21 protein-coding genes are annotated in these 18,577 nt (G+C 68.7%); 10 read left to right on the top strand and 11 right to left on the bottom strand.

What is annotated here, in order from left to right; translation table 11 throughout:
* Positions 1-93 precede the first annotated feature (93 nt).
* The 4 genes from cysS to FE633_RS27605 all read right to left on the bottom strand — a co-directional run bounded on the left by cysS (position 94) and on the right by FE633_RS27605 (position 3,765).
* Positions 94-1,494 carry a cysteine--tRNA ligase gene (gene cysS, locus FE633_RS27625; protein WP_138047898.1) on the bottom strand — a complete coding sequence of 467 codons (1,401 nt, stop codon included), beginning with the start codon at positions 1,492-1,494 and terminating at the stop codon, positions 94-96.
* 205 nt (positions 1,495-1,699) lie between these two features.
* Positions 1,700-2,239 carry a 2-C-methyl-D-erythritol 2,4-cyclodiphosphate synthase gene (ispF, locus tag FE633_RS27620; protein WP_246113854.1) on the bottom strand — a complete coding sequence of 180 codons (540 nt, stop codon included), beginning with the start codon at positions 2,237-2,239 and terminating at the stop codon, positions 1,700-1,702.
* The gene (ispD, locus tag FE633_RS27615) at positions 2,229-2,984 is read right to left on the bottom strand and encodes a 2-C-methyl-D-erythritol 4-phosphate cytidylyltransferase (protein WP_138047897.1); all 756 of its coding nucleotides are present in this window, start codon (positions 2,982-2,984) and stop codon (positions 2,229-2,231) included. The genes ispF and ispD overlap by 11 nt, the downstream gene beginning before the upstream one ends.
* Before the next feature lie 298 nt (positions 2,985-3,282).
* Entirely contained in the window at positions 3,283-3,765 is a 483-nt protein-coding gene (locus FE633_RS27605; RefSeq protein ID WP_003953493.1) for a CarD family transcriptional regulator, read from the bottom strand.
* A gap of 716 nt (positions 3,766-4,481) precedes the next feature.
* On the opposite strand from FE633_RS27605, the gene FE633_RS27595 reads away from it, so the two are divergent.
* On the top strand, positions 4,482-5,189 hold the full coding sequence (locus tag FE633_RS27595; RefSeq protein ID WP_138047896.1) for a copper chaperone PCu(A)C domain-containing protein: 708 nt from the start codon (positions 4,482-4,484) through the stop codon (positions 5,187-5,189).
* A 133-nt stretch (positions 5,190-5,322) separates the two neighbouring features.
* Here FE633_RS27595 and phoP read toward each other — a convergent pair whose 3' ends face one another.
* Entirely contained in the window at positions 5,323-5,994 is a 672-nt protein-coding gene (phoP, locus tag FE633_RS27590; protein ID WP_010985401.1) for a two-component system response regulator PhoP, read from the bottom strand.
* A gap of 5 nt (positions 5,995-5,999) precedes the next feature.
* A complete protein-coding gene (locus tag FE633_RS27585) occupies positions 6,000-7,367 on the bottom strand; it encodes a sensor histidine kinase (protein ID WP_138047895.1) in 1,368 nt (455 codons plus the stop codon).
* A gap of 287 nt (positions 7,368-7,654) precedes the next feature.
* Between FE633_RS27585 and phoU the strand changes: the two genes are divergently transcribed.
* Together phoU and FE633_RS47445 are read left to right on the top strand one after the other, a co-directional pair.
* The gene (gene phoU, locus FE633_RS27580) at positions 7,655-8,332 is read left to right on the top strand and encodes a phosphate signaling complex protein PhoU (RefSeq protein WP_138047894.1); all 678 of its coding nucleotides are present in this window, start codon (positions 7,655-7,657) and stop codon (positions 8,330-8,332) included.
* A 151-nt stretch (positions 8,333-8,483) separates the two neighbouring features.
* On the top strand, positions 8,484-8,636 hold the full coding sequence (locus FE633_RS47445; RefSeq protein ID WP_162931088.1) for a hypothetical protein: 153 nt from the start codon (positions 8,484-8,486) through the stop codon (positions 8,634-8,636).
* A 76-nt stretch (positions 8,637-8,712) separates the two neighbouring features.
* Here FE633_RS47445 and FE633_RS27575 read toward each other — a convergent pair whose 3' ends face one another.
* Together FE633_RS27575 and FE633_RS27570 are read right to left on the bottom strand one after the other, a co-directional pair.
* Complete coding sequence (locus FE633_RS27575; protein WP_138047893.1) at positions 8,713-9,729, bottom strand: ABC transporter permease; 1,017 nt, start codon at positions 9,727-9,729, stop codon at positions 8,713-8,715.
* A 40-nt stretch (positions 9,730-9,769) separates the two neighbouring features.
* A complete protein-coding gene (locus FE633_RS27570) occupies positions 9,770-10,810 on the bottom strand; it encodes a substrate-binding domain-containing protein (RefSeq protein ID WP_138047892.1) in 1,041 nt (346 codons plus the stop codon).
* 286 nt (positions 10,811-11,096) lie between these two features.
* Between FE633_RS27570 and FE633_RS27565 the strand changes: the two genes are divergently transcribed.
* Positions 11,097-11,858 carry an ATP-binding cassette domain-containing protein gene (locus FE633_RS27565; RefSeq protein ID WP_138047891.1) on the top strand — a complete coding sequence of 254 codons (762 nt, stop codon included), beginning with the start codon at positions 11,097-11,099 and terminating at the stop codon, positions 11,856-11,858.
* A 90-nt stretch (positions 11,859-11,948) separates the two neighbouring features.
* Entirely contained in the window at positions 11,949-12,647 is a 699-nt protein-coding gene (locus tag FE633_RS27560; RefSeq protein WP_138047890.1) for a hypothetical protein, read from the top strand.
* 57 nt (positions 12,648-12,704) lie between these two features.
* Here the strand turns inward: FE633_RS27560 and FE633_RS27555 are convergent, their stop codons facing one another.
* On the bottom strand, positions 12,705-13,274 hold the full coding sequence (locus tag FE633_RS27555) for a DinB family protein (protein WP_138047889.1): 570 nt from the start codon (positions 13,272-13,274) through the stop codon (positions 12,705-12,707).
* Between the two features lie 181 nt (positions 13,275-13,455).
* On the opposite strand from FE633_RS27555, the gene FE633_RS27550 reads away from it, so the two are divergent.
* Positions 13,456-13,803, top strand: a complete 348-nt coding sequence (locus tag FE633_RS27550; protein ID WP_138047888.1) for a DUF1330 domain-containing protein — start codon at positions 13,456-13,458, stop codon at positions 13,801-13,803.
* A gap of 83 nt (positions 13,804-13,886) precedes the next feature.
* On the opposite strand, the gene FE633_RS27545 is transcribed toward FE633_RS27550, so the two are convergent.
* Positions 13,887-14,648 carry a phosphoglyceromutase gene (locus tag FE633_RS27545; protein ID WP_119100182.1) on the bottom strand — a complete coding sequence of 254 codons (762 nt, stop codon included), beginning with the start codon at positions 14,646-14,648 and terminating at the stop codon, positions 13,887-13,889.
* A 246-nt stretch (positions 14,649-14,894) separates the two neighbouring features.
* Between FE633_RS27545 and FE633_RS27540 the strand changes: the two genes are divergently transcribed.
* The gene (locus FE633_RS27540; RefSeq protein WP_138047887.1) at positions 14,895-16,190 is read left to right on the top strand and encodes an MDR family MFS transporter; all 1,296 of its coding nucleotides are present in this window, start codon (positions 14,895-14,897) and stop codon (positions 16,188-16,190) included.
* 174 nt (positions 16,191-16,364) lie between these two features.
* Here the strand turns inward: FE633_RS27540 and FE633_RS27535 are convergent, their stop codons facing one another.
* On the bottom strand, positions 16,365-16,814 hold the full coding sequence (locus FE633_RS27535) for a spore-associated protein (RefSeq protein ID WP_138047886.1): 450 nt from the start codon (positions 16,812-16,814) through the stop codon (positions 16,365-16,367).
* A gap of 292 nt (positions 16,815-17,106) precedes the next feature.
* On the opposite strand from FE633_RS27535, the gene FE633_RS27530 reads away from it, so the two are divergent.
* The 3 genes from FE633_RS27530 (at position 17,107) to FE633_RS27520 (ending at position 18,577) form a co-directional block, all read left to right on the top strand.
* Positions 17,107-17,457: a formyltransferase family protein gene (locus FE633_RS27530; RefSeq protein WP_138047885.1), complete on the top strand. Its 351-nt coding sequence runs from the start codon at positions 17,107-17,109 to the stop codon at positions 17,455-17,457.
* Positions 17,387-18,010: a hypothetical protein gene (locus tag FE633_RS27525; protein WP_212747285.1), complete on the top strand. Its 624-nt coding sequence runs from the start codon at positions 17,387-17,389 to the stop codon at positions 18,008-18,010. Before FE633_RS27530 ends, FE633_RS27525 begins: the two co-directional genes overlap by 71 nt.
* Positions 18,011-18,187: 177 nt before the next feature.
* Positions 18,188-18,577, top strand: a complete 390-nt coding sequence (locus FE633_RS27520; RefSeq protein ID WP_138047883.1) for a VOC family protein — start codon at positions 18,188-18,190, stop codon at positions 18,575-18,577.

The following is an 18,577-nucleotide window of genomic DNA, read 5'->3' as shown; positions in this document are numbered from 1 at the left end:
TACCTGTCTCTGTTCTCTGTGATGCGTAACTCTGTGGATGCGTTGACTCTGTGGATGCCTACGTCGTACTGGTGTCTACGAGTATGACGGTGCTCAGCGCGGGCCGAGCGACCAGCGCGGGCCCTGCGGGCTGTCCTCGATGACGAGGCCCGACTGGTTGAGCTGGTCGCGGATGGCGTCGGCGGTGGCCCAGTCCTTGCGGCCGCGGGCGGCCTCGCGCTGGTCGAGAACCATGCGTACGAGGGCGTCGACAACGCCGTGGAGGTCCTGGCCGCGCTCGCTCTCGCCCGCCCACTGCGGGTCGAGCGGGTCGAGACCGAGGACACCGAGCATGGCACGGACCTCGGCGAGCCGGGCCACGGCCGCTTCCTTGTCGTCCGCGGCCAGCGCGCTGTTGCCCTGCCGGACCGTGGTGTGCACGATGGCGAGGGCCTGGGGAACGCCCAGGTCGTCATCCATGGCCTCGGCGAAGGCGGGCGGCACCTCGTCGGCGGGGGCGACCTCGCCCCCGGCCAGCTCGATGACGCGCTGCACAAAGCCCTCGATGCGCGCGAACGCCGACTCGGCCTCGTGCAGGGCCTCTTCGCTGTACTCGATGGTCGAGCGGTAGTGCGGGGTGCCGAGGTAGTAGCGGAGCACGATCGGCCGCCAGTGCTTGACCATCTCGCTCACGAGGACGGAGTTGCCCAGCGACTTGGACATCTTCTCGCCGCTCATGGTGACCCACGAGTTGTGCACCCAGTACCGCGCGAAGTCGTCGCCGAAGCCCTTCGCCTGGGCGATCTCGTTCTCGTGGTGCGGGAAGATCAGGTCGATGCCGCCGCCGTGGATGTCGAACGCGGAGCCCAAGTACTTGTGGGCCATGGCGCTGCACTCCAGGTGCCAGCCCGGCCGGCCGCGACCCCAGGGCGTCTCCCAGCTCGGCTCCCCCGCCTTCGCGGCCTTCCACATGGCGAAGTCACGGGGGTCCCTCTTCCCCGTCTCGCCCTCCTCGGAGGGCTGGCGCAGATCGTCCAGGTCCTGGTTGGAGAGGGAGAGGTAGCCGGGGAGGGAGCGCACGTCGAAGTAGACGTTCCCGTCGGCCTCGTAGGCGTGCCCGCGCTCGATGAGCGTGCGCATCATCTCGACCATCTCGGTGATGTGGCCGGTGGCGCGGGGTTCGTACGTGGGCGGCAGGCAGCCGAGGGCCTGGTAGCCGTCGTTGAACGCGCGCTCGTTCTCGTAACCGATCGACCACCACGGCCTGTTCTGCTCCGCGGCCTTCTTGATGATCTTGTCGTCGATGTCGGTGACATTGCGGACGAACGTCACGTCGTAGCCGCGGTAGTCGAACCAGCGGCGCATGATGTCGAAGTTGAGCCCCGACCGGATGTGCCCGATATGGGGGGCGGCCTGCACGGTGGCACCGCACAGGTAGATCGAAACACAACCCGGCGTGAGCGGGGCGAAGTCACGGATCTGCCGAGCGCTGGTGTCGTACAGGCGAATAGTCACCCCTCCAGGGTAGTGGCCCCCAGCCAGTGCCCCTACCTCCGGTGGTATAGCGGCTCGCCGGGTGAGTGGGGCGCGCCCTTCAGGGGCGCGGGGAACTGCGCGACCAGCCACAACCGACCCGCACCCGAAATACGAACCCCACCCCCCCACCCCCTCCCGCCCAGGGCGACTGCGGTAGGGGCGGCGGGGGCGAAAACCCCCGGGGTCAGCCCGTGCGCACGACGAGCGCTGTCGCGATCGCCATCAGCCCCTCGTCCCGCCCCGGAAACCCAAGCCCGTCGGTCGTGGCACCGGAGACCGAGACAGGCGCCCCCACCACACCGGACAGAAGCGCCTGCGCCTCATCCCGACGCTTGCCGATCTTGGGCCGCGGCCCGACAACCTGAACGGCGACGTTGCCGATCGTGAAACCCGCGTCGCGCACGATGCGCACGGCCTCGGCAAGGAGCGTGACACCGGACGCACCGGCCCACTCGGGCCGCCCCGTACCGAAGTGCGCCCCGAGATCCCCCAGCCCAGCCGCCGAGAACAGCGCATTGCACGCGGCATGCGCGACGACGTCCGCGTCGGAGTGCCCGGCCAGCCCGGCGCCCTCGCCCTCCCATTTCAGCCCCGCGCACCACAACTCACGCCCCTCTTCGAAGGCGTGGATGTCGGTCCCGACGCCGACCTGCGGCAGCAGCACCTGCTGGGGAGACTCGGAGCGCTCGATGCTCTCGATCCTCTCGGGACGCTCAGAAGCCATCGTTCGCCCTCCTCCGAGCCAGGACCGCCTCGGCGAGGACCAGGTCGAGCGGCCGGGTCACCTTGAACGCCTCCTCGTGCCCCGGCACGACCACGACCGGCTTGCCCACCTGCTCGACCATCCCGGCGTCGTCGGTGACAGCGTTCGTGACGGCCTCGTGGGCGTGCAGCAAGGTGTCACGGTCGAAGCCCTGCGGAGTCTGCACGGCACGCAGCCGAGCCCGCTCGGGCGTCCCGACCACCGGCTCGGGCTCGAGCGAGCCGTCGCCGCGCGGCTCGACCTCCTTGACGGTGTCGGCGAGCGGCAGCGCCGGCACGACCGCCACGGCTCCGTCGCGTACCGCCTCGATGACCGCGTCGACCGTGTCGACGGGCACCAGCGGCCGGGCCGCGTCGTGCACGAGCACGATGTCGATGCCGGGCGGCAGTGCGTCGAGCCCGAGCTTCACGGACTCCTGGCGGGAGTCTCCACCGGGGACGACGAGGAAGTCGGTCCGCTCGGGCAGCGCGTGCGAGTCGAGGAGCGCCTTGACCTCGGCGGTGCCGTCGGGCGGAGCCGCGACGACGACCAACGAGACGGCGCGGGACGCGGCCATGGCGCGCACCGCGTGGATGAGCATGGGAGTGCCGTTCAGCGCGCGAAGCGCTTTGGGGGCGCCCGGGCCGAGGCGCACGCCTCGGCCGGCGGCCGGAATCACGGCCGCGGTACGGGCCCCCGAAGGCGAAGGGCGCGAATCGTCAGACATCGGTTCCTGTCAGGTTTGTGTGCTCGGCCGACATGGGTATGGCCACAGCGTGCCGGGCGCGACGCCTTGACCGGACCCTTCCGTGACATCTGGTCGAGCCAGCTGCCCGGGCCCGGCACGCCAAGTATCGGGGCCGGGAAACAAGTCGCAGCCTCCGACGTATGAGCGTACGGTGTCCGGGTACGAACATGCCGCAGCGCCCGGCGACAGAACTTACGTCATCGGGCACCGCGGCATTCAATTGCGCCGGACCGCTCTTTTCGCCCCTGGTCTGGAAGCGATCAGAGTGGGACGGGCGTCAGGACGCGAGGACCTCGTCGAGCAGAGCCTCGGCCTTGTCCTCATTGGTGTTCTCCGCGAGGGCGAGCTCGCTCACCAGGATCTGCCGAGCCTTGGCGAGCATGCGCTTCTCACCGGCGGACAGCCCACGCTCGCGCTCACGACGCCACAGGTCGCGGACCACTTCCGCTACCTTGATGACATCGCCGGAGGCGAGCTTCTCGAGATTTGCCTTGTAACGACGCGACCAGTTCGTGGGCTCCTCGGCATACGGCGCGCGCAGCACCTCGAAGACCCGGTCCAGCCCGTCCTGACCGACCACATCACGCACGCCGACGAACTCCGCATTGTCCGCTGGCACACGCACCGTCAGGTCGCCCTGGGCGACCTTCAGCACCAAGTAGGTCTTGTCCACGCCTTTGATCTGACGAGTTTCGATGGCCTCGATCAGCGCGGCCCCGTGATGGGGATAGACCACGGTGTCGCCAACCTTGAACGTCATGTGACAGGTACCCCTTCCGTGGCTATCCAGGGTAACACGAGAACCGCGTCTTCTGAATGGCGTTTTCGCAGGTCAGGGCATATCTCGGGGCTTGACAACAACAACAGGAACGTGCTGCGAGGGGGCTTCGGAGGACGGTATTCGCAGGTCGGAGCCGTTCCTCGGGGGAGGTGAAACGCGCACGTTACAACACCTCGGAGACCCACTCACGTGGCTGAACGTCCGGATTTGTCGGCTTCCACGGACGAGACTTCCGCTACTCCGTTCGGTCCTCGGAGTCGGGTGCGAGACGAATCGGAATTGATCACGGTGACCGAAGATCAATTCCCCGGACTCCCCATGCATTCCTTACGGGAAATCCGCAAGCTGGTGTGGGAGTTACTCGTGGGTTCAGTGATGATGCCCTTGGGGTTCTTGTGGTTGATGGGGTTCTTGCGTTCACGGGGTTCTCGGGGTTGTCGGGCGTTCTCGGGGTTGTCGAGGTTCTCGCTTCTTATGGAATGGGCCAACGGGCTCCCCCTTCCCCGAGGACAGTCACAACAGAGGGGCCCGGTCCCGGCGTGATGGAGCCGCGAGGCGCCGGACAGACCCTAGAGGCGGGTCGGGTGCGGTGGCCCGGGAGCGGGTCGGTAGCCTAAGGCCGCTGACAGATACCGAGGGTGGCTTTAATAGGGAAGCCGCTCTGCTTCGCCCACGTTCAAGGAGTTGCCGCCGCCGTGAGCAGCAGCCTTCGACGCGGCTCCCTCGCCGCCGCCGCCATCGCGTTCTCGATCGCCTCGCTCGCCGCGTGCGGCGCCGGCAGCAACGCCCAGACGCTGGAGATCAAGCCGGACAACGCCGCGACCAAGGTCGGCGACATCAAGATCCAGAACGCCGTGGTGATCACACAGCCCGAGGCCGAGACGCCGGGCCCGGCCGTGGTCTCCGCGACGCTGTTCAACGGCGGCCGCACCGCGCAGACCCTGGAATCGATCAAGGTGGACGGCGTCGCGCAGCCCGTCACGATCAAGCCCGCGAAGGGCTCCGGCTCGCTGACCGTCCCGGCCGGCGGCTCAGTGATCATCGGCGGCAAGGGCAACGCCTCCGCCGTGCTGGCCGAGGGCGAGGCGCTCGAGAACGGCAATGCGCAGCCGGTCACCTTCACCTTCAGCAAGACCGGTGACGTGAAGCTGGAAGCGTTCGTCGTCCCGTCCGACGGCTACTTCTCCCAGTGGGGCCCGAGCGAGACTCCGGCGGCGCCGGGCACCGGGGCGTCCAAGAGCCCGACCCCCTCCGGATCGCCGTCAGGGTCCCCCTCGGGCTCGACGTCCGAGCCGGGCTCGGGCCAGGCGGAACAGGGCGAGGGCGGCACCGGCACCGGCGACACGGCGTCGTCGGGCGCGACCCCCACGGCTCCCGACGAGGACGCGGCCGCCGGGCACTGAGCTCCGGCGCACGGCGACGGTTTTCCCGTACGCGGCGCCTCCCGTACGTACGAAGGGCGGGACCCCTCTCCAGGGGTCCCGCCCTTCGGCACGTACGAGGTGCGGCGGTGCGCCGGTGCGCCGGCGGTTCGGTCTACGGCTCGAACTTGTAGCCCAGCCCGCGCACCGTCACCAGATATCTGGGCGCACCCGGGTCCGGCTCGATCTTCGCGCGCAGTCGCTTCACGTGGACGTCGAGCGTCTTCGTGTCGCCCACGTAGTCGGCGCCCCAGACGCGGTCGATGAGCTGCATGCGGGTGAGGACGCGGCCCGCGTTGCGCAGCAGCATCTCGAGGAGGTCGAACTCCTTGAGAGGGAGGTCGACCTTGGAGCCGGAGACGGTGACCACGTGGCGGTCGACGTCCATGCGCACCGGGCCCGCCTCCAGGGCGGCCGGGGTGACCTCCTCGGGCTCGCCGCGGCGGCGCAGGACGGCGCGGATGCGGGCGACCAGCTCGCGCGAGGAGAAGGGCTTGGTCACATAGTCGTCGGCTCCTATTTCCAGGCCGACGACCTTGTCGATCTCGCTGTCCTTGGCGGTGACCATGATCACCGGGACGTTGGACCGTCCCCTCAGCTGGCGGCACACCTCGGTGCCGGGCAGGCCGGGCAGCATCAGATCGAGCAGGACGAGGTCGGCGCCGTTGCGCTCGAACTCGTCGAGACCATCGGGTCCGGTGGTCGCGATGGCGACCTCGAAGCCCTCCTTGCGGAGCATGTAGGACAGGGCGTCGCTGAAGGACTCCTCGTCCTCGACGACGAGCACTCGGGTCACGGAAGGACCTCCGGGGAATACGGTTCGTACGCGGATGAGACGGTGGTCGTCCCGTCGGGACGCCCGGCGTCGACGCCTTCGTCGAGGTCGGACACTTGATCTGGTGTGTGATCGGAGTCGTGGTCCGGCGTGCGGTCGGACTCGTTGTCCGGCGCGTGGCCGGACTCGATGTCCTGCGTGGTGCCGGACGGGCGGTCGGCCGAGCGGTTGCGGGCCGCGCCCGCCTCCGGCAGCCGCAGGGTGAAGGTGGAGCCCTGTCCCTCGGAGCTCCACACCGTAACCTCCCCGCCGTGCGAGGCGGCCACGTGCTTGACTATCGCGAGCCCCAGGCCGGTGCCTCCGGTGGCACGGGAGCGGGCCGGGTCGACGCGGTAGAAGCGCTCGAAGACGCGCTCCCGGTCCTTCTCGGAGATGCCGATGCCCTGGTCGGTGACGGCGACCTCGATGAGGTCTCCGCCGGGCGCGGTCACCCGGCGCGCGGCTATCCCCACCCGCGTACGGGCGGGCGAGTAGTTCACCGCGTTCTCGACGAGGTTGCCGAGGGCTGCCGCCAGCTGGCCGCGGTTGCCCCAGACGCGCAGGTCCGCAGTGCCTCCGGCGGCCATCGTGATCTGTTTCGTGCCTGCCTGGTGGCGGCAGCGGTCGATCGCCTCGGCGACCAGTTCGTCCACCCGGACCGGCTCGGCGTCCTCCAGTGGGTCGTCGTTCTGGACCCGGGAGAGGTCGATCAGCTCCTGGACGAGGCTGGTGAGGCGGGTGGCCTCGATCTGCATGCGTCCGGCGAAGCGCTCCACCGCCTCCGGGTCGTCGGAGGCGTCCATGACGGCCTCGGAGAGCAGGGAGAGCGCGCCGACGGGGGTCTTGAGCTCGTGGCTGACGTTCGCGACGAAGTCGCGTCGTACGGCCTCGATACGGCGGGCCTCGGTGAGGTCCTCGACGAGGAGGAGCACGAGCCGGGAGCCCAGCGGAGCGACGCGCGCGGACACGGCGAGGGCCTCGCCGCGGCCCGTGCCCCGCCGGGGCAGGTCCAGTTCGACCTGCCGTATCTCGCCGTCGCGCCGGGTGTCGCGGGCCATCTGCCGCATCGGTTCGACGGCCAGTTTCCCGCCACGGACGAGACCGAGGGCGTACGCCGCCGAGCTGGCCTTGACCACGGCGTCGGACTCGTCGAGCACGACGGCGGAGGAACGGAGGACGGACAGGACCGTGTCCACGCCTGGCGGAAGCACCGGGTCCGTGTGCAGGGAGGTGCGGGTGGGGCGCTTCTGTTCGCGCTCGCTCCAGCGGAACGCCAGCATGGCGATCACACCGGTGAGTACACCGGCGATCGCTGCCGCTGCGGCGACCGCCGCGTTCACGTCCATGGCACCCAGGTTAGGCGTGCCGTACGCCCCGCTCACAGCGGTCGGAGGGCCGACTCGAACACTCGTCGCCCAGAGTTCACTCGGGGGATGATGCCGGTTCACTTCGTCCGGGTGACTTCGAAGGAGATCACGCCGGAGAGAGGGCACGTCGTCGCCCAGAGTTCACCTTGGGGCCAAGGATGGTTCATTTGGGGTGGCGGAAACGGACGCGTTCGGCGCGGACCGTGGGAGCGTGGGGTTCACGAGCCCCCTGAACCCCCGAAGCAGACGTAGAGAGGGACATCCTGATGCGCGACGCGTACCACGAGGAACTTGACTCGATCGGCGAGGGCCTGGTCGAGATGGCCCGACTGGTCGGGTCGGCGATCGGTCGCGCCACGACGGCGATCCTCGACTCCGATCTGAAGCTGGCGGAGAGCGTGATCGCGGGCGACCAGAAGGTCGACGATCTCCAGCACGATCTCGAGGCGCGGGCGATAGCGCTCCTGGCCCGGCAGCAGCCGGTGGCGACGGATCTGCGGATCGTGGTCACGTCACTGCGTATGTCCGCCGACCTGGAGCGCTCCGGCGACCTGGCCCAGCATGTGGCGAAGCTCGCCCGCCTCCGTTTCCCGGAGCGTGCGGTTCCGCACGACCTGCACGCCACGATCCTGGAGATGGGCCAGCTCGCGCAGCGCCTGATGGCGAAGGCGGCGGAGGTCATCATCACAAAGGACGTCGACCTCGCGCTGCAGCTGGAGCAGGACGACGACGCGATGGACCTCCTGCACCGCACCCTCTTCCAGCACCTCATGGACGACCGCTGGAAGCACGGCATCGAGACGGCCGTGGACGTGACCCTGCTGGGCCGCTACTACGAGCGCTTCGCGGACCACGCGGTGTCGGTGGCGAACCGTGTGGTGTACCTGGTGACGGGTGAGCACGCTGATGGGGTCTCGGCCTCCTCGGGGGTGGAGGGGGCGTAGCGCTCCGCGGACGGGCGCGGGGCGCGGCCCGGGCGTGGCTCGGGCGCGGCCTCGGGTTTCGGCAGGGCCGGCAAGCCTCAATGCGCCGTTGATGCGCCTGACGGTGCGGGCATGCAATGGGCGACAGGCACCAGCCTTCGAGGAGGGACCCATGGCCGAATCCCCCGCCACACCCGACCCCACCCAGGAGCGCGAGACCCAGCAGCCCGCCGAGATCAAGAGCCTCCCGCTCGTCGGCGCCTGCGGCTGCGGCTCGGGCTGCGGCTGCGGCTGCCAGTCCGGCAACCCCTGCCAGTGCGGCTGAGCGATCCCTACGTACGGTCGTACGCGTGGGCCCCGTCCTGTCGACGGGGCCCACGCGTGTGAGGGGAATGCCGGTGTCAGCGTGTGCTGCCTCTGATGCGAAGGACCTTGTCGACGCCGACCGCGACGATGACGAGGGTCCCGGTCGCGACGTCCTGGTAGAGGCTGTCGATGCCCGCCTGGGTGAGGCCGGAGCGGAGCACGGTGACGATGAGCGTTCCGATGAGCGTTCCGGCGACGCTTCCCCGGCCGCCGAAGAGGCTGGTCCCGCCGATGACGACGGCGGTGATGCTCTCCAGGTTCGCCGTCTGGTAGGCGTTGGGGTCGGCGTTGGGGATGCGGCCGAGGGCCTGCCAGGCGGCGATGCCATACAGGAGTCCGGCGGTGATGTAGACCGACAGGACCGTGCGCGGCACGTTGATGCCGGTCAGGCGGGCTGACTCGGGTGCGTTGCCGACGGCGTAGATGTGCCGGCCCCAGGCCGTCTTGGTGAGCACGTACCAGAAGAACGCGTACAGCCCCACGAGCAGGAACGTCCCCCAGGTGACGAGGACGCCGCCGACGTCGACGCCGTTCCCCCAGAAGACCAGCTGATCGTTGGTCACCGGATAGCTGCGGGAGTCGGAGTAGAGCCTGCTCACGGCGTAGATGACGGTCAGGGCCCCCAGGGTCACGATGAAAGGGGGCAGGCCCAGCCGGGCCACGAGCAGGCCGTTGACGAGCCCGAGGAAGGTCGCCACGGCCAGGCCGAGCAGCAGCGCCGCCGCGGCGCTGTTCCCCTCGAAGACGAGCTTGGCCATGACGATCGTGCCGAGGACCGCGATGGCCCCGTTCGCCAGGTCGATGCCCGCGGTGAGGATGATCAGGGACTGCCCCAGTGCCAGCGTGCCGATCACGATGGACTGCTGCAGTACCAGTGAAAGGTTCTCCGGCACCAGGAACGTGTCCGTCGTGACCGAGAAGACCAGTACGGCGACGGCCAGGGCCGCGAGCGGGCCGATGGTCGGGGTGCGCAGGGCGTACCGCAGGGTGTCCCGCAGCGGGGTGCCCGGCTCCCTGTCGGCGGCGGGACGGGGGGTGACGGGAGATCTCATGATCCGTTACTGATCCCTTCGCCCGGGCGGCGCCCGGAGGTCACCCCCAGCAGCGCTGGAGTCCCCAGTCCGTGTTCTGGGACGCCAGTCCCCGCACTGGCTTGTCGGTGATGAGTTCCGTGCCCGTGTCCGTGAAGCCGGACGGTTTCTTCCCGTCCCTGACGAAGTCGGTGACCGCGGCCACGCCCAGGTCGGCCATCCTGACCGGGAACTGCATGACGGTGGCCGCGTACTTGCCTGCTCTGACGTCGCGCACACCGTCGCATCCGCCGTCGATGGAGCCGATGGTCACCTGCCGGCTGAGGCCGCGTGCGGCGAGGGCCGTGTAGGCGCCGTCGGCCACAGGTTCGTTGATGGTGTAGACCGAGTTCACGTCGCTCGTACGCTGCAGCAGGTTCTCCATCGCGGCCTGCGCCCGATTGCGGTCGCCGTTGGTGATCGCCCGTCCGAGGATCACCGGTGAGTCGTTCTTGATCCTGAAGCCGCTGAGGAAGCCGTCGTGGCGTTGCTGGCTGACCGTGGAGCCCTCCGTGCCGTCGAGCATGAACAGCTTGGGGTCCCGGTCGGCGAGCGCGGCCCTGACGTAGGCGCCCTGGAGGCGTCCGGCCTTGAAGTTGTCGGTCGCGTACGTGGCGTCCGCCGCGTCCTCCGGGTCCGTCGCGGTGTCCAACGCGATCACCAGGATGCCCTGCCGACGGGCCTCCGCGATGGCGCCCAGGATCCCCGTCGTGTTCGACGGTGTGATCAGGATTCCGTCCACGTGACGGGCGATGAGGCTCTCCACCGCGGCGACCTGGCCCTCGTTGTCGCCGTCGAACTTGCCGGACAGGGCGATGAGCTCGGCGTTGTCCTCCTTCGCCGCGGCCGCGGCGGCCTTGCGCAGGGACACGAAGAACGGATTGGTCTCGGTCTTGGTCACCAGGCCGACCGTGACCTTCTGCGTCCCGTCGCCCCCCGTGGAGTCCTGATTCCCGCCGCAGGCGGCTGCGCCGAGCAGCAATGCGCCCACGAGCAGGAGCGTCGCCCCCTGCCGGGGATGCCGTGGTCGGCTGCGCTTGCGGACGGTGTGGTGGTGTGCCATCGGTGACACCCTCCTCCGGCCGGGGCCAGCGTCGCGGGACCCCTACATCTACACCGCGTGTGTCTAGATTGTTCGTAAATATCGCACTGTGCCACTTTGATCCCCTCTTCGGCGGCTAGAGGGTTTCCTACGCTCTGCGTTGCGTACGTCCCGATTGAGACGAAAGATTGTGATCGGAATAGGGAGAGCCCTGGTCCTGTCGAGGGGTGGCCGGACTCACCCGTGGTCGGGGCTGCACCGAGGCCGCGCGGCGTCACCGCGGTCGCGCGGAGAAGGTGAGGTTCGCGTGACTGGGCCGCCCCTGCTCGCGCTGCGCGGAATCTCCAAGCGGTTCGGCGCCGTCCAGGCACTCAAGGACGTCGACCTGGAGATCCACGAGGGTGAGGTCGTCGCCCTTCTGGGTGACAACGGCGCCGGCAAGTCCACGCTGATCAAGGTCATCGCGGGTGTCGCCCCCGCCGACAAGGGCGTCATCGAGTGGCAGGGCCGTGCCGTGCAGATCAGGAGCCCCCGGATCGCGCGGCGCCTGGGCATCGCGACCGTGTACCAGAACCTGGCGTTGTGCGACGACCTCGATGTCGCCGAGAACCTCTTCCTGGGACGGGAGCGGCGGTGCCCCGGCGTCCGGGGCAGCCTGTTCCGGTTGATGGACACCGGCGGCATGCGCAGGGAGGCACGCGGGCAGCTCGACGCACTCGGCATCCGCGTCCCCGATCTGCGTACTCCGGTCGCGTCACTGTCCGCGGGCCAGCGGCAGACCGTCGCGATCTCCCGCGCGCTGCTCGGCCGCCCGAAGGCCGTCCTCCTGGACGAGCCCACGGCGGCGCTCGGCGTCCCACAGGCCAGCCATGTCCTCGACCTCGTCGACGAGCTCCGAGAGCAGGGCATGGGGGTGATCCTCATCAGCCACAACCTGGGAGACGTCAAGGCCGTCGCGGACGAGGCGGCGGTGCTGCGGCTGGGCCGCAACAACGGCTTCTTCAATGTGCCGACCACCTCGCAGGACCGCATCTTCTCCGCCATCGTCGGCGCCACGACGAACGTCTGACTCAGGCCGGAGTGGGTTTTCGCTGGTCAGAGCCCTAGTTACTGGCTGGCCTCGGGCTCTGGTGTCGGTCCCTCGTGCCATCATCCTCGCGTGCTGAAGATCCCCGGATACGAACACGGCCCGCTGGTCGAGGGCGGCGCCTACCTGGACGATCCGTTGTTCTGGCCCGTGCACCTCGGCACCTGTTTGCGTGGCGAGGACGCGCAACGAGCCGCGTTCGGTGCTGACTGGGACGCCGCCATGGAGCTGTACCGAGGGCTCTCCGCCGAGCGTGGGTGGCCGGTGTTCAGCGTGCCCCTGCGCTCCGGCCACACCATCCACGTCGCCTACCGCAACATCGAGGGCGACCGAGGGGTGGACTATCTGATGCATCACCCGGCTTGGTCCGCAGCGGAAACCTTCACTGTGGACGATGGTCACTTCATGGGCCCCGGCATGGCCTGGTCAGAACTGGTGTCTGTTGCTCGACAGCCGGAATCGGAGGGCGTTGCCGACACCGACGCCCGTCTCCTGTTGCTCTTCCCGACACTCGGCGACGCACGACTTCCCGATGACGCGGCCGCTGCCCTCGCCACGGCGCTCACCGCTCTCACTTTGATCGAAGAACCAGCCGACGTAGCGAGCATGCTCCTTGAGAACCAGGGCCAATGGGAGGCTCCACACTGGGAATTGGCAGATGACGTTTGGATCAACGACGGCGGATATTCCTACCGAAACCCGTGTAATGCCTTCGCGCTGCCCGAGGAGCGCCTGTGGGAGATCAGCAAGGCGTTGAACGACGAGAAGTAGCCGCCCCACCAGGTGATCGCATGCGCCTCCGGCGGCGGATGCAACCCCCGGCCCTCGTCACTGGCCCACCCTTCCGTCGACGCACTCGCGCAACAGGTCGGCGTGCCCGCAGTGACGGGCATACTCCTCGATCCTGTGCACCATCAGCTCCCGAACCGAGCACCCGTCCTTGCCCAGACGCTCGCTCAGATCCGGGTGCTCGGCCAGCGCGGCGTCGGTCGCGGCCTGCTCGCGCTCCAGAGCGGAGTACGCGGCGTCGACCTCGGCCTGTTCGGCGACAGCTCCGTCGAAGTCCGCGTCACCCTCGCCGTACAGCTTCGGCAGCGGATCACCGTCGCTGATCCAGTTGCGCCAGTCCCGTTCCACCTCGACGAGATGCCGCAGCAGGCCGAGCAGCGACATCGTCGACGGCGGAACCGACCGGCGGGCCAGTTGCTCCGCGTCCAGGCCCTCGCACTTCATCCGCAGGGTCATGCGGTAACCCGTCAGGAAGTCCTGCAGCGTCGCAAGCTCGCCGTCCGGACTGACACCTTCGCTGTGGCGGGGGTCGTCGTCCGGGTCAGCCCACATGTCGGGGTAGACAGTTGCCTGGCTCCATCGTGCGGGTTGGTCAGTCATGCGTTCCATGGTCGCCCGTGAGGTCCGAAGCTCGCCAGTACCCCGCGTCTGAAGCGTCTTTCACGGTCCCTCACCAGGTGCAGCTCGCCTTCGGGGTAGGCGCGGGTGCTTACCTGTCAGGTCATCGACCTCGGTGCGTCGACATGCCATTCTCTCGGCGTTACGGAGCCCGACCGACCGGAAGGACACCATGCCCGCCTACGCCATAGCTCACCTGCAAGAGGCCGCCCCGCACCCGGAGATCGCCGAGTACATCGAGCGCATCCCCGCCACCTTCGAGCCGTACGGCGGACGCTTCCTCGTGCACGTCACGCAGCACGAGGTGAAGGAGGGCAGCTGGTCCGGGAGCGTCGTGGTGATTGGCTTCCCCGGGATCGCCGAGGCGCGGGCCTGGTGGGACTCAGCCGCATACCAGGAGATCGCGCCGCTGCGCTCGCGGCACATCGAGGGCGACATCATCCTGGTCGAAGGCGTCCCCGAGGGCTACGACCCGACCGCCACCGCAAAGGCGATGCGGGAGGCCCTGGCTGCCGAGTAGCCCCTCTCGGCGTACGGCCCCAGGACATTGAGGAGCCCCCTACCCGCAGCAAAGCCGCAGGTAGGGGGCTTGATCGCGTCAGGTTACTTCTTCTTGCCCTGGTTCTTGACCGCCTCGATCGCCGCCGCGGCCGCCTCGGGGTCGAGGTAGGTGCCGCCCGGCTTGACCGGCTTGAAGTCGGCGTCGAGTTCGTACGACAGCGGGATGCCCGTCGGGATGTTCAGGCCCGCGATGTCCGCGTCGGAGATGCCGTCGAGGTGCTTGACGAGGGCGCGCAGCGAGTTGCCGTGGGCCGCGACCAGGACCGTGCGGCCGGTCAGCAGGTCCGGGACGATGCCGTCGAACCAGTACGGGAGCATGCGGACGACGACGTCCTTGAGGCACTCGGTCCGCGGGCGCAGCTCCGGCGGGAGCGTGGCGTAGCGCGGGTCGTCGAACTGGGAGTACTCCGCGTCCTGGTCCAGCGGCGGCGGAGGCGTGTCGTACGAGCGGCGCCACAGCATGAACTGCTCCTCGCCGAACTCGGCGAGGGTCTGGGCCTTGTCCTTGCCCTGAAGGGCGCCGTAGTGGCGCTCGTTCAGGCGCCACGAGCGGTGGACGGGGATCCAGAGGCGGTCGGCGGCCTCCAGCGCCAGCTGCGCGGTGCGGATCGCGCGCTTCTGGAGCGAGGTGTGCACGACGTCGGGCAGCAGGCCGGCGTCCTTGAGCAGCTCACCGCCGCGGACTGCCTCCTTCTCGCCCTTCTCGTTGAGGTTCACGTCCACCCAGCCGGTGAACAGGTTCTTCGCGTTCCATTCGCTCTCGCCGTGGCGGAGGAGGATCAGCTTGTACGGTGCGTCGGCCATGGGCCTGAGCGTAATCCAACCCACAGATCGCTTGTACGCCTGCCCGGAAGGCGGACAACCGGGCGGAGGGCAGGCGGGCAGGTCCTCGCCCGACGGCCGGACAGTTGACGGCATTTGTTAATTGAGTGGCTCCTCGGATCCCCTGCCCGTAAGTTGTGCTCGGCGCCTTGGCCACTTACTTCTGAGCTTCGGAGCGGCTTGCTGCTGAGCCGCTTCCTTCTGTCGTACGTCCGTGGGGGATTCCTGATGTCACGTGCCGCCCTGAAACGCGCAGTACGCGCATCCGTCTCCGGACTCCCCCGCGCGTTCTGGTGGCTGTGGATCAGCACGCTCGTCAACCGGCTCGGGGCCTTCGTCGCCACCTTCATGGCCCTCTACCTGACGCTCGACCGCGGCTACTCCGCCTCGTACGCCGGACTCGTCGCCGCGCTGCACGGGCTCGGCGGTGTCATCTCCTCGCTCGGCGCCGGCGTGATGACGGACCGCATCGGCCGGCGGCCGACCCTGCTCGTCTCACAGTTGTCGACGGCCGTCTCCGTCGCGTTACTCGGCTTCATGCACCACCCGCTCGCGATCGCGGGCGTGGCCTTCCTGGTGGGGATGGCGAGCAGCGCCTCCCGGCCCGCCGTGCAGGCGATGATGGCCGACATCGTCCGGCCCGAGGACCGCGTCCGCGCCTTCTCGCTCAACTACTGGGCGATCAACCTCGGATTCGCCCTCTCCTCGATGGCCGCCGGCTTCATCGCCGAGTTCAGCTATCTCGCCGGGTTCCTGATCGAGGCCGGGATGACGCTCGTCTGCGCGCTGGTCGTCTTCGCCAAGCTGCCGGAGTCCCGGCCCGTGCGTACGGAGACGGAGAAGACCGCGGAGCCGAAGGTGGGCCTCGGCACCGTCCTGCGCGACGGCCGCTTCATGAGCGTGGTCGGCCTGTCCTTCCTCGTCGCGCTGATCTTCCAGCAGGGCATGGTGGGGCTGCCGGTGGCGATGGGCGAGGCCGGCTTCACACCGGCCGACTACGGGATGGCGATCGCCGTGAACGGCGTACTGATCGTCGCCCTCCAGATCCCCGTCACCCGCTTCATCGAACACCGGGATCCGAGGCGGCTGCTCGTGGTCTCGTCCCTCCTGGCGGGGTACGGCTTCGGGCTGACCGCCTTCGCGGGCTCGGTGGGCGTCTTCGCGCTGACGGTGTGCGTGTGGACGCTGGGCGAGATGATCAACGCGCCCACGCAGACGGGCGTGGTCGTCCGCCTCTCCCCGCTCCACGGTCGGGGCCGCTACCAAGGCATGTACATGCTGTCCTGGGCGGTGGCCGGTCTGGTCGCCCCGCTGATGGCGGGCTTCGTCATCGACCGGTACGGGGCCGAGTGGCTGTGGGGGGTGTGTGCCGTCGTCGGCACGGGGGCCGCGGTGGGGTACGGGGCGCTGATGCGGAGGCTTCCGGCGCAGGAGCCGACCGCCGAGGCGACCGGCGAGGCGACCACCGCGCCGGAGTCGGCTTCGAAGCAGTCGGCCGCGAAGCAGTCGGCCGGCGCGGCGTGAGCATTGAGCCGCGTACGACGCCGGACCCGTGACGATCCATCACAACCGGCGTGCCGGCCCACCGCAGGATCCTGAACGGAGGGCCCGCACGCACTCGTCCTGGCAGACTCCGCGAGTTCTGCCAGGACGATCCGGACCACTACGGGAACGTGATGGCCGGACAGGAGCGGCGGGTCATCGGGTGAAGGTGACCCGGTGCTCCTTCAGGGAGCCGCAGTTGGAGCCGGACACCTGCACGTACACGTTGTCGATGTTGCCGCCCCAGTCGACGCAGTGACCCTTGCCGTAGACGTAGGTCGGCCCCGCGTACGACCTGTACTGCCCGTAGTCCTCGTCCCCCTGGTCGGTGTCGGGGACGTAGATCCATGCGGACATGTCCACGGCGGTGCCCGGGTTGTTGCGGATGGTCGCGACGCAGTTCTTGCCGGTCGAGGAGTTGTACGTCAGGTAGACGGTGCCCCGCGAGCCGACGGGCGCCGAGTTCACGGTCTTGTAGGCGCTTCCGCAGACCTTCTGCGGCGTGGTGTCGGCCGCGGCGGAGGCAGGCGCCGCCAGGGCGGTCGTTGCCCCCACCGACAGGGCCGCTAACGCGGTGGCGGCCAGGACAGAACGATTGAATCGCATATTTCCCCCTTGTGACCTTTGAAGCTTTTTGCTCCTGTCTGGTGTGACCCGCGGGGCGTCCAAATGGTTGTGCCCCGTTCGCAAGAGATGTGAGACCCGGGGAGGGCGTCGCGCCCACAGACCGGCCGGCGCGCTGGGACTGGAACTGGGACCGGACCTGCATACGAAGGTCACGTCGAGCGCATGAACACCGCTGGGGGGGCAGACCAGTCACCGGTGGCAGGGCCCGTCGACCTGAAGGCCGACTTCTGTCCGGCCGCACTCACCCCGGAACAGACCACCTGGACCACCCATGCTCACTGCCCTGCGCGAGCACTGCATCGACTTGGTGGTCACCGCCGGTTACATGAAGAAGATCGGCCCGGCCACGCTGGATACCTACGCTGGCTCCATCCTCAACATCCACCCGTCGCTGCTGCCCCGCCACGGCGGCCCCGGGATGCACGGTCACCACGTCCACGAAAGCGTCCTGGCCTCCGGCGACACCGTCTCCGGCGGCGACGTGACCGCAGCGACTATCACAAGCTCTGGGGGAACTGATGTCTGCGAAGAGCAAGATCCGAATCGTCGCCGTGAGCGTTGCCGCGGCCGCTGTCCTCGGCGCGGCGGCCTTCACCGTGTGGAACACCGGCAGCGACAGTGACATCTATGTGGCGGAGCCGACAGTCAAGGAGGATCTGCTGGTACCTGATCTGTCCAAAGACGAGTACGTCTCCTTCGCCTCCACCGATGTGTTCTACGGCCGCGTGGTGAAGAAGGTCGGCCAGAACGAGACCGACCAGGCAGGCGAGCTGGAACAGCAGTGGCAGGTCAAGGTGGCCAAGGCGTTCAAGGGCAGCCCCGCAGGCACCGTGATCGTCAACACCATGGCGTACGTGGACAACGAGGGGAATGTGACAGCCGGCGAAGGGGGCGTCGCGCTCGCGCCCGGTCGCGGCTATGTGTTCGCCGGGCACTTCGACCCCGACAACGAGCGGTACGAACCGTTCGGCGGCACCGCCGGTACACGGGTGTCCGAGTCCCTGGACAGCCCCGCCAGGTCCGCAGCGCGCAGCGCCGCCGACGGCGGCAGGGGAAGCAGCGAGACGGTCGAGGAGCACTGGGAGCGCGCCGTCGCGAACGAGCGCCCAGGCCCGCCCGCCGACGGCGCCACACCGGACAGCGACATGGTGGAGGAAACCGGCTCCGCTCAGTAGGACACTGCTGGGCGGCGAGCAGGACGAACGCAACTCCGCTGACGCGCCGACGACTTGGGGAGAATTCCCTCGACAGCAAATGGCGCCGTTCGTATGATCACGGCACGGCATCGCGTGTCGGTCACCGGCTGGGTGAGGCATGGAGGTGTCGGGAGATGCCTTCGGAGGCATTCCACCTTGTCTGTCGAGTTGAACCACACCATCATCCACGCCCGGGCCAACCGGGAGTCCGCCGAGTTCCTGGCTCATATTCTGGATCTCGAAGTAGGCGCCGAATGGGGTCCGTTCGTCCCGGTCGCCCTCAGCAACGGCGTCACGCTGGACTTCGCCACCATCCCGGCCGAGTCGATCGCCCCGCAGCATTACGCCTTCCTCATCAGCGACGACGAGTTCGACGCCGCGCTGGAGCGCATCCAGCGGGCGGGGATCACGTACTACGCCGATCCAGCCCTCAAGCAGGCTGGCGAGATCAACCGTCACCACGGCGGGCGCGGTCTGTACTTCATGGATCCCGTGGGGCACGGCATGGAGATCATTACGCGGCCGTACGGCAGCCTCACCCCCTGA

It is taken from the genome of Streptomyces montanus (genome assembly GCF_005786655.1).
GTDB lineage: Bacteria > Actinomycetota > Actinomycetes > Streptomycetales > Streptomycetaceae > Streptomyces > Streptomyces sporangiiformans.
This window is presented reverse-complemented; position numbering and strand designations above follow the sequence as displayed.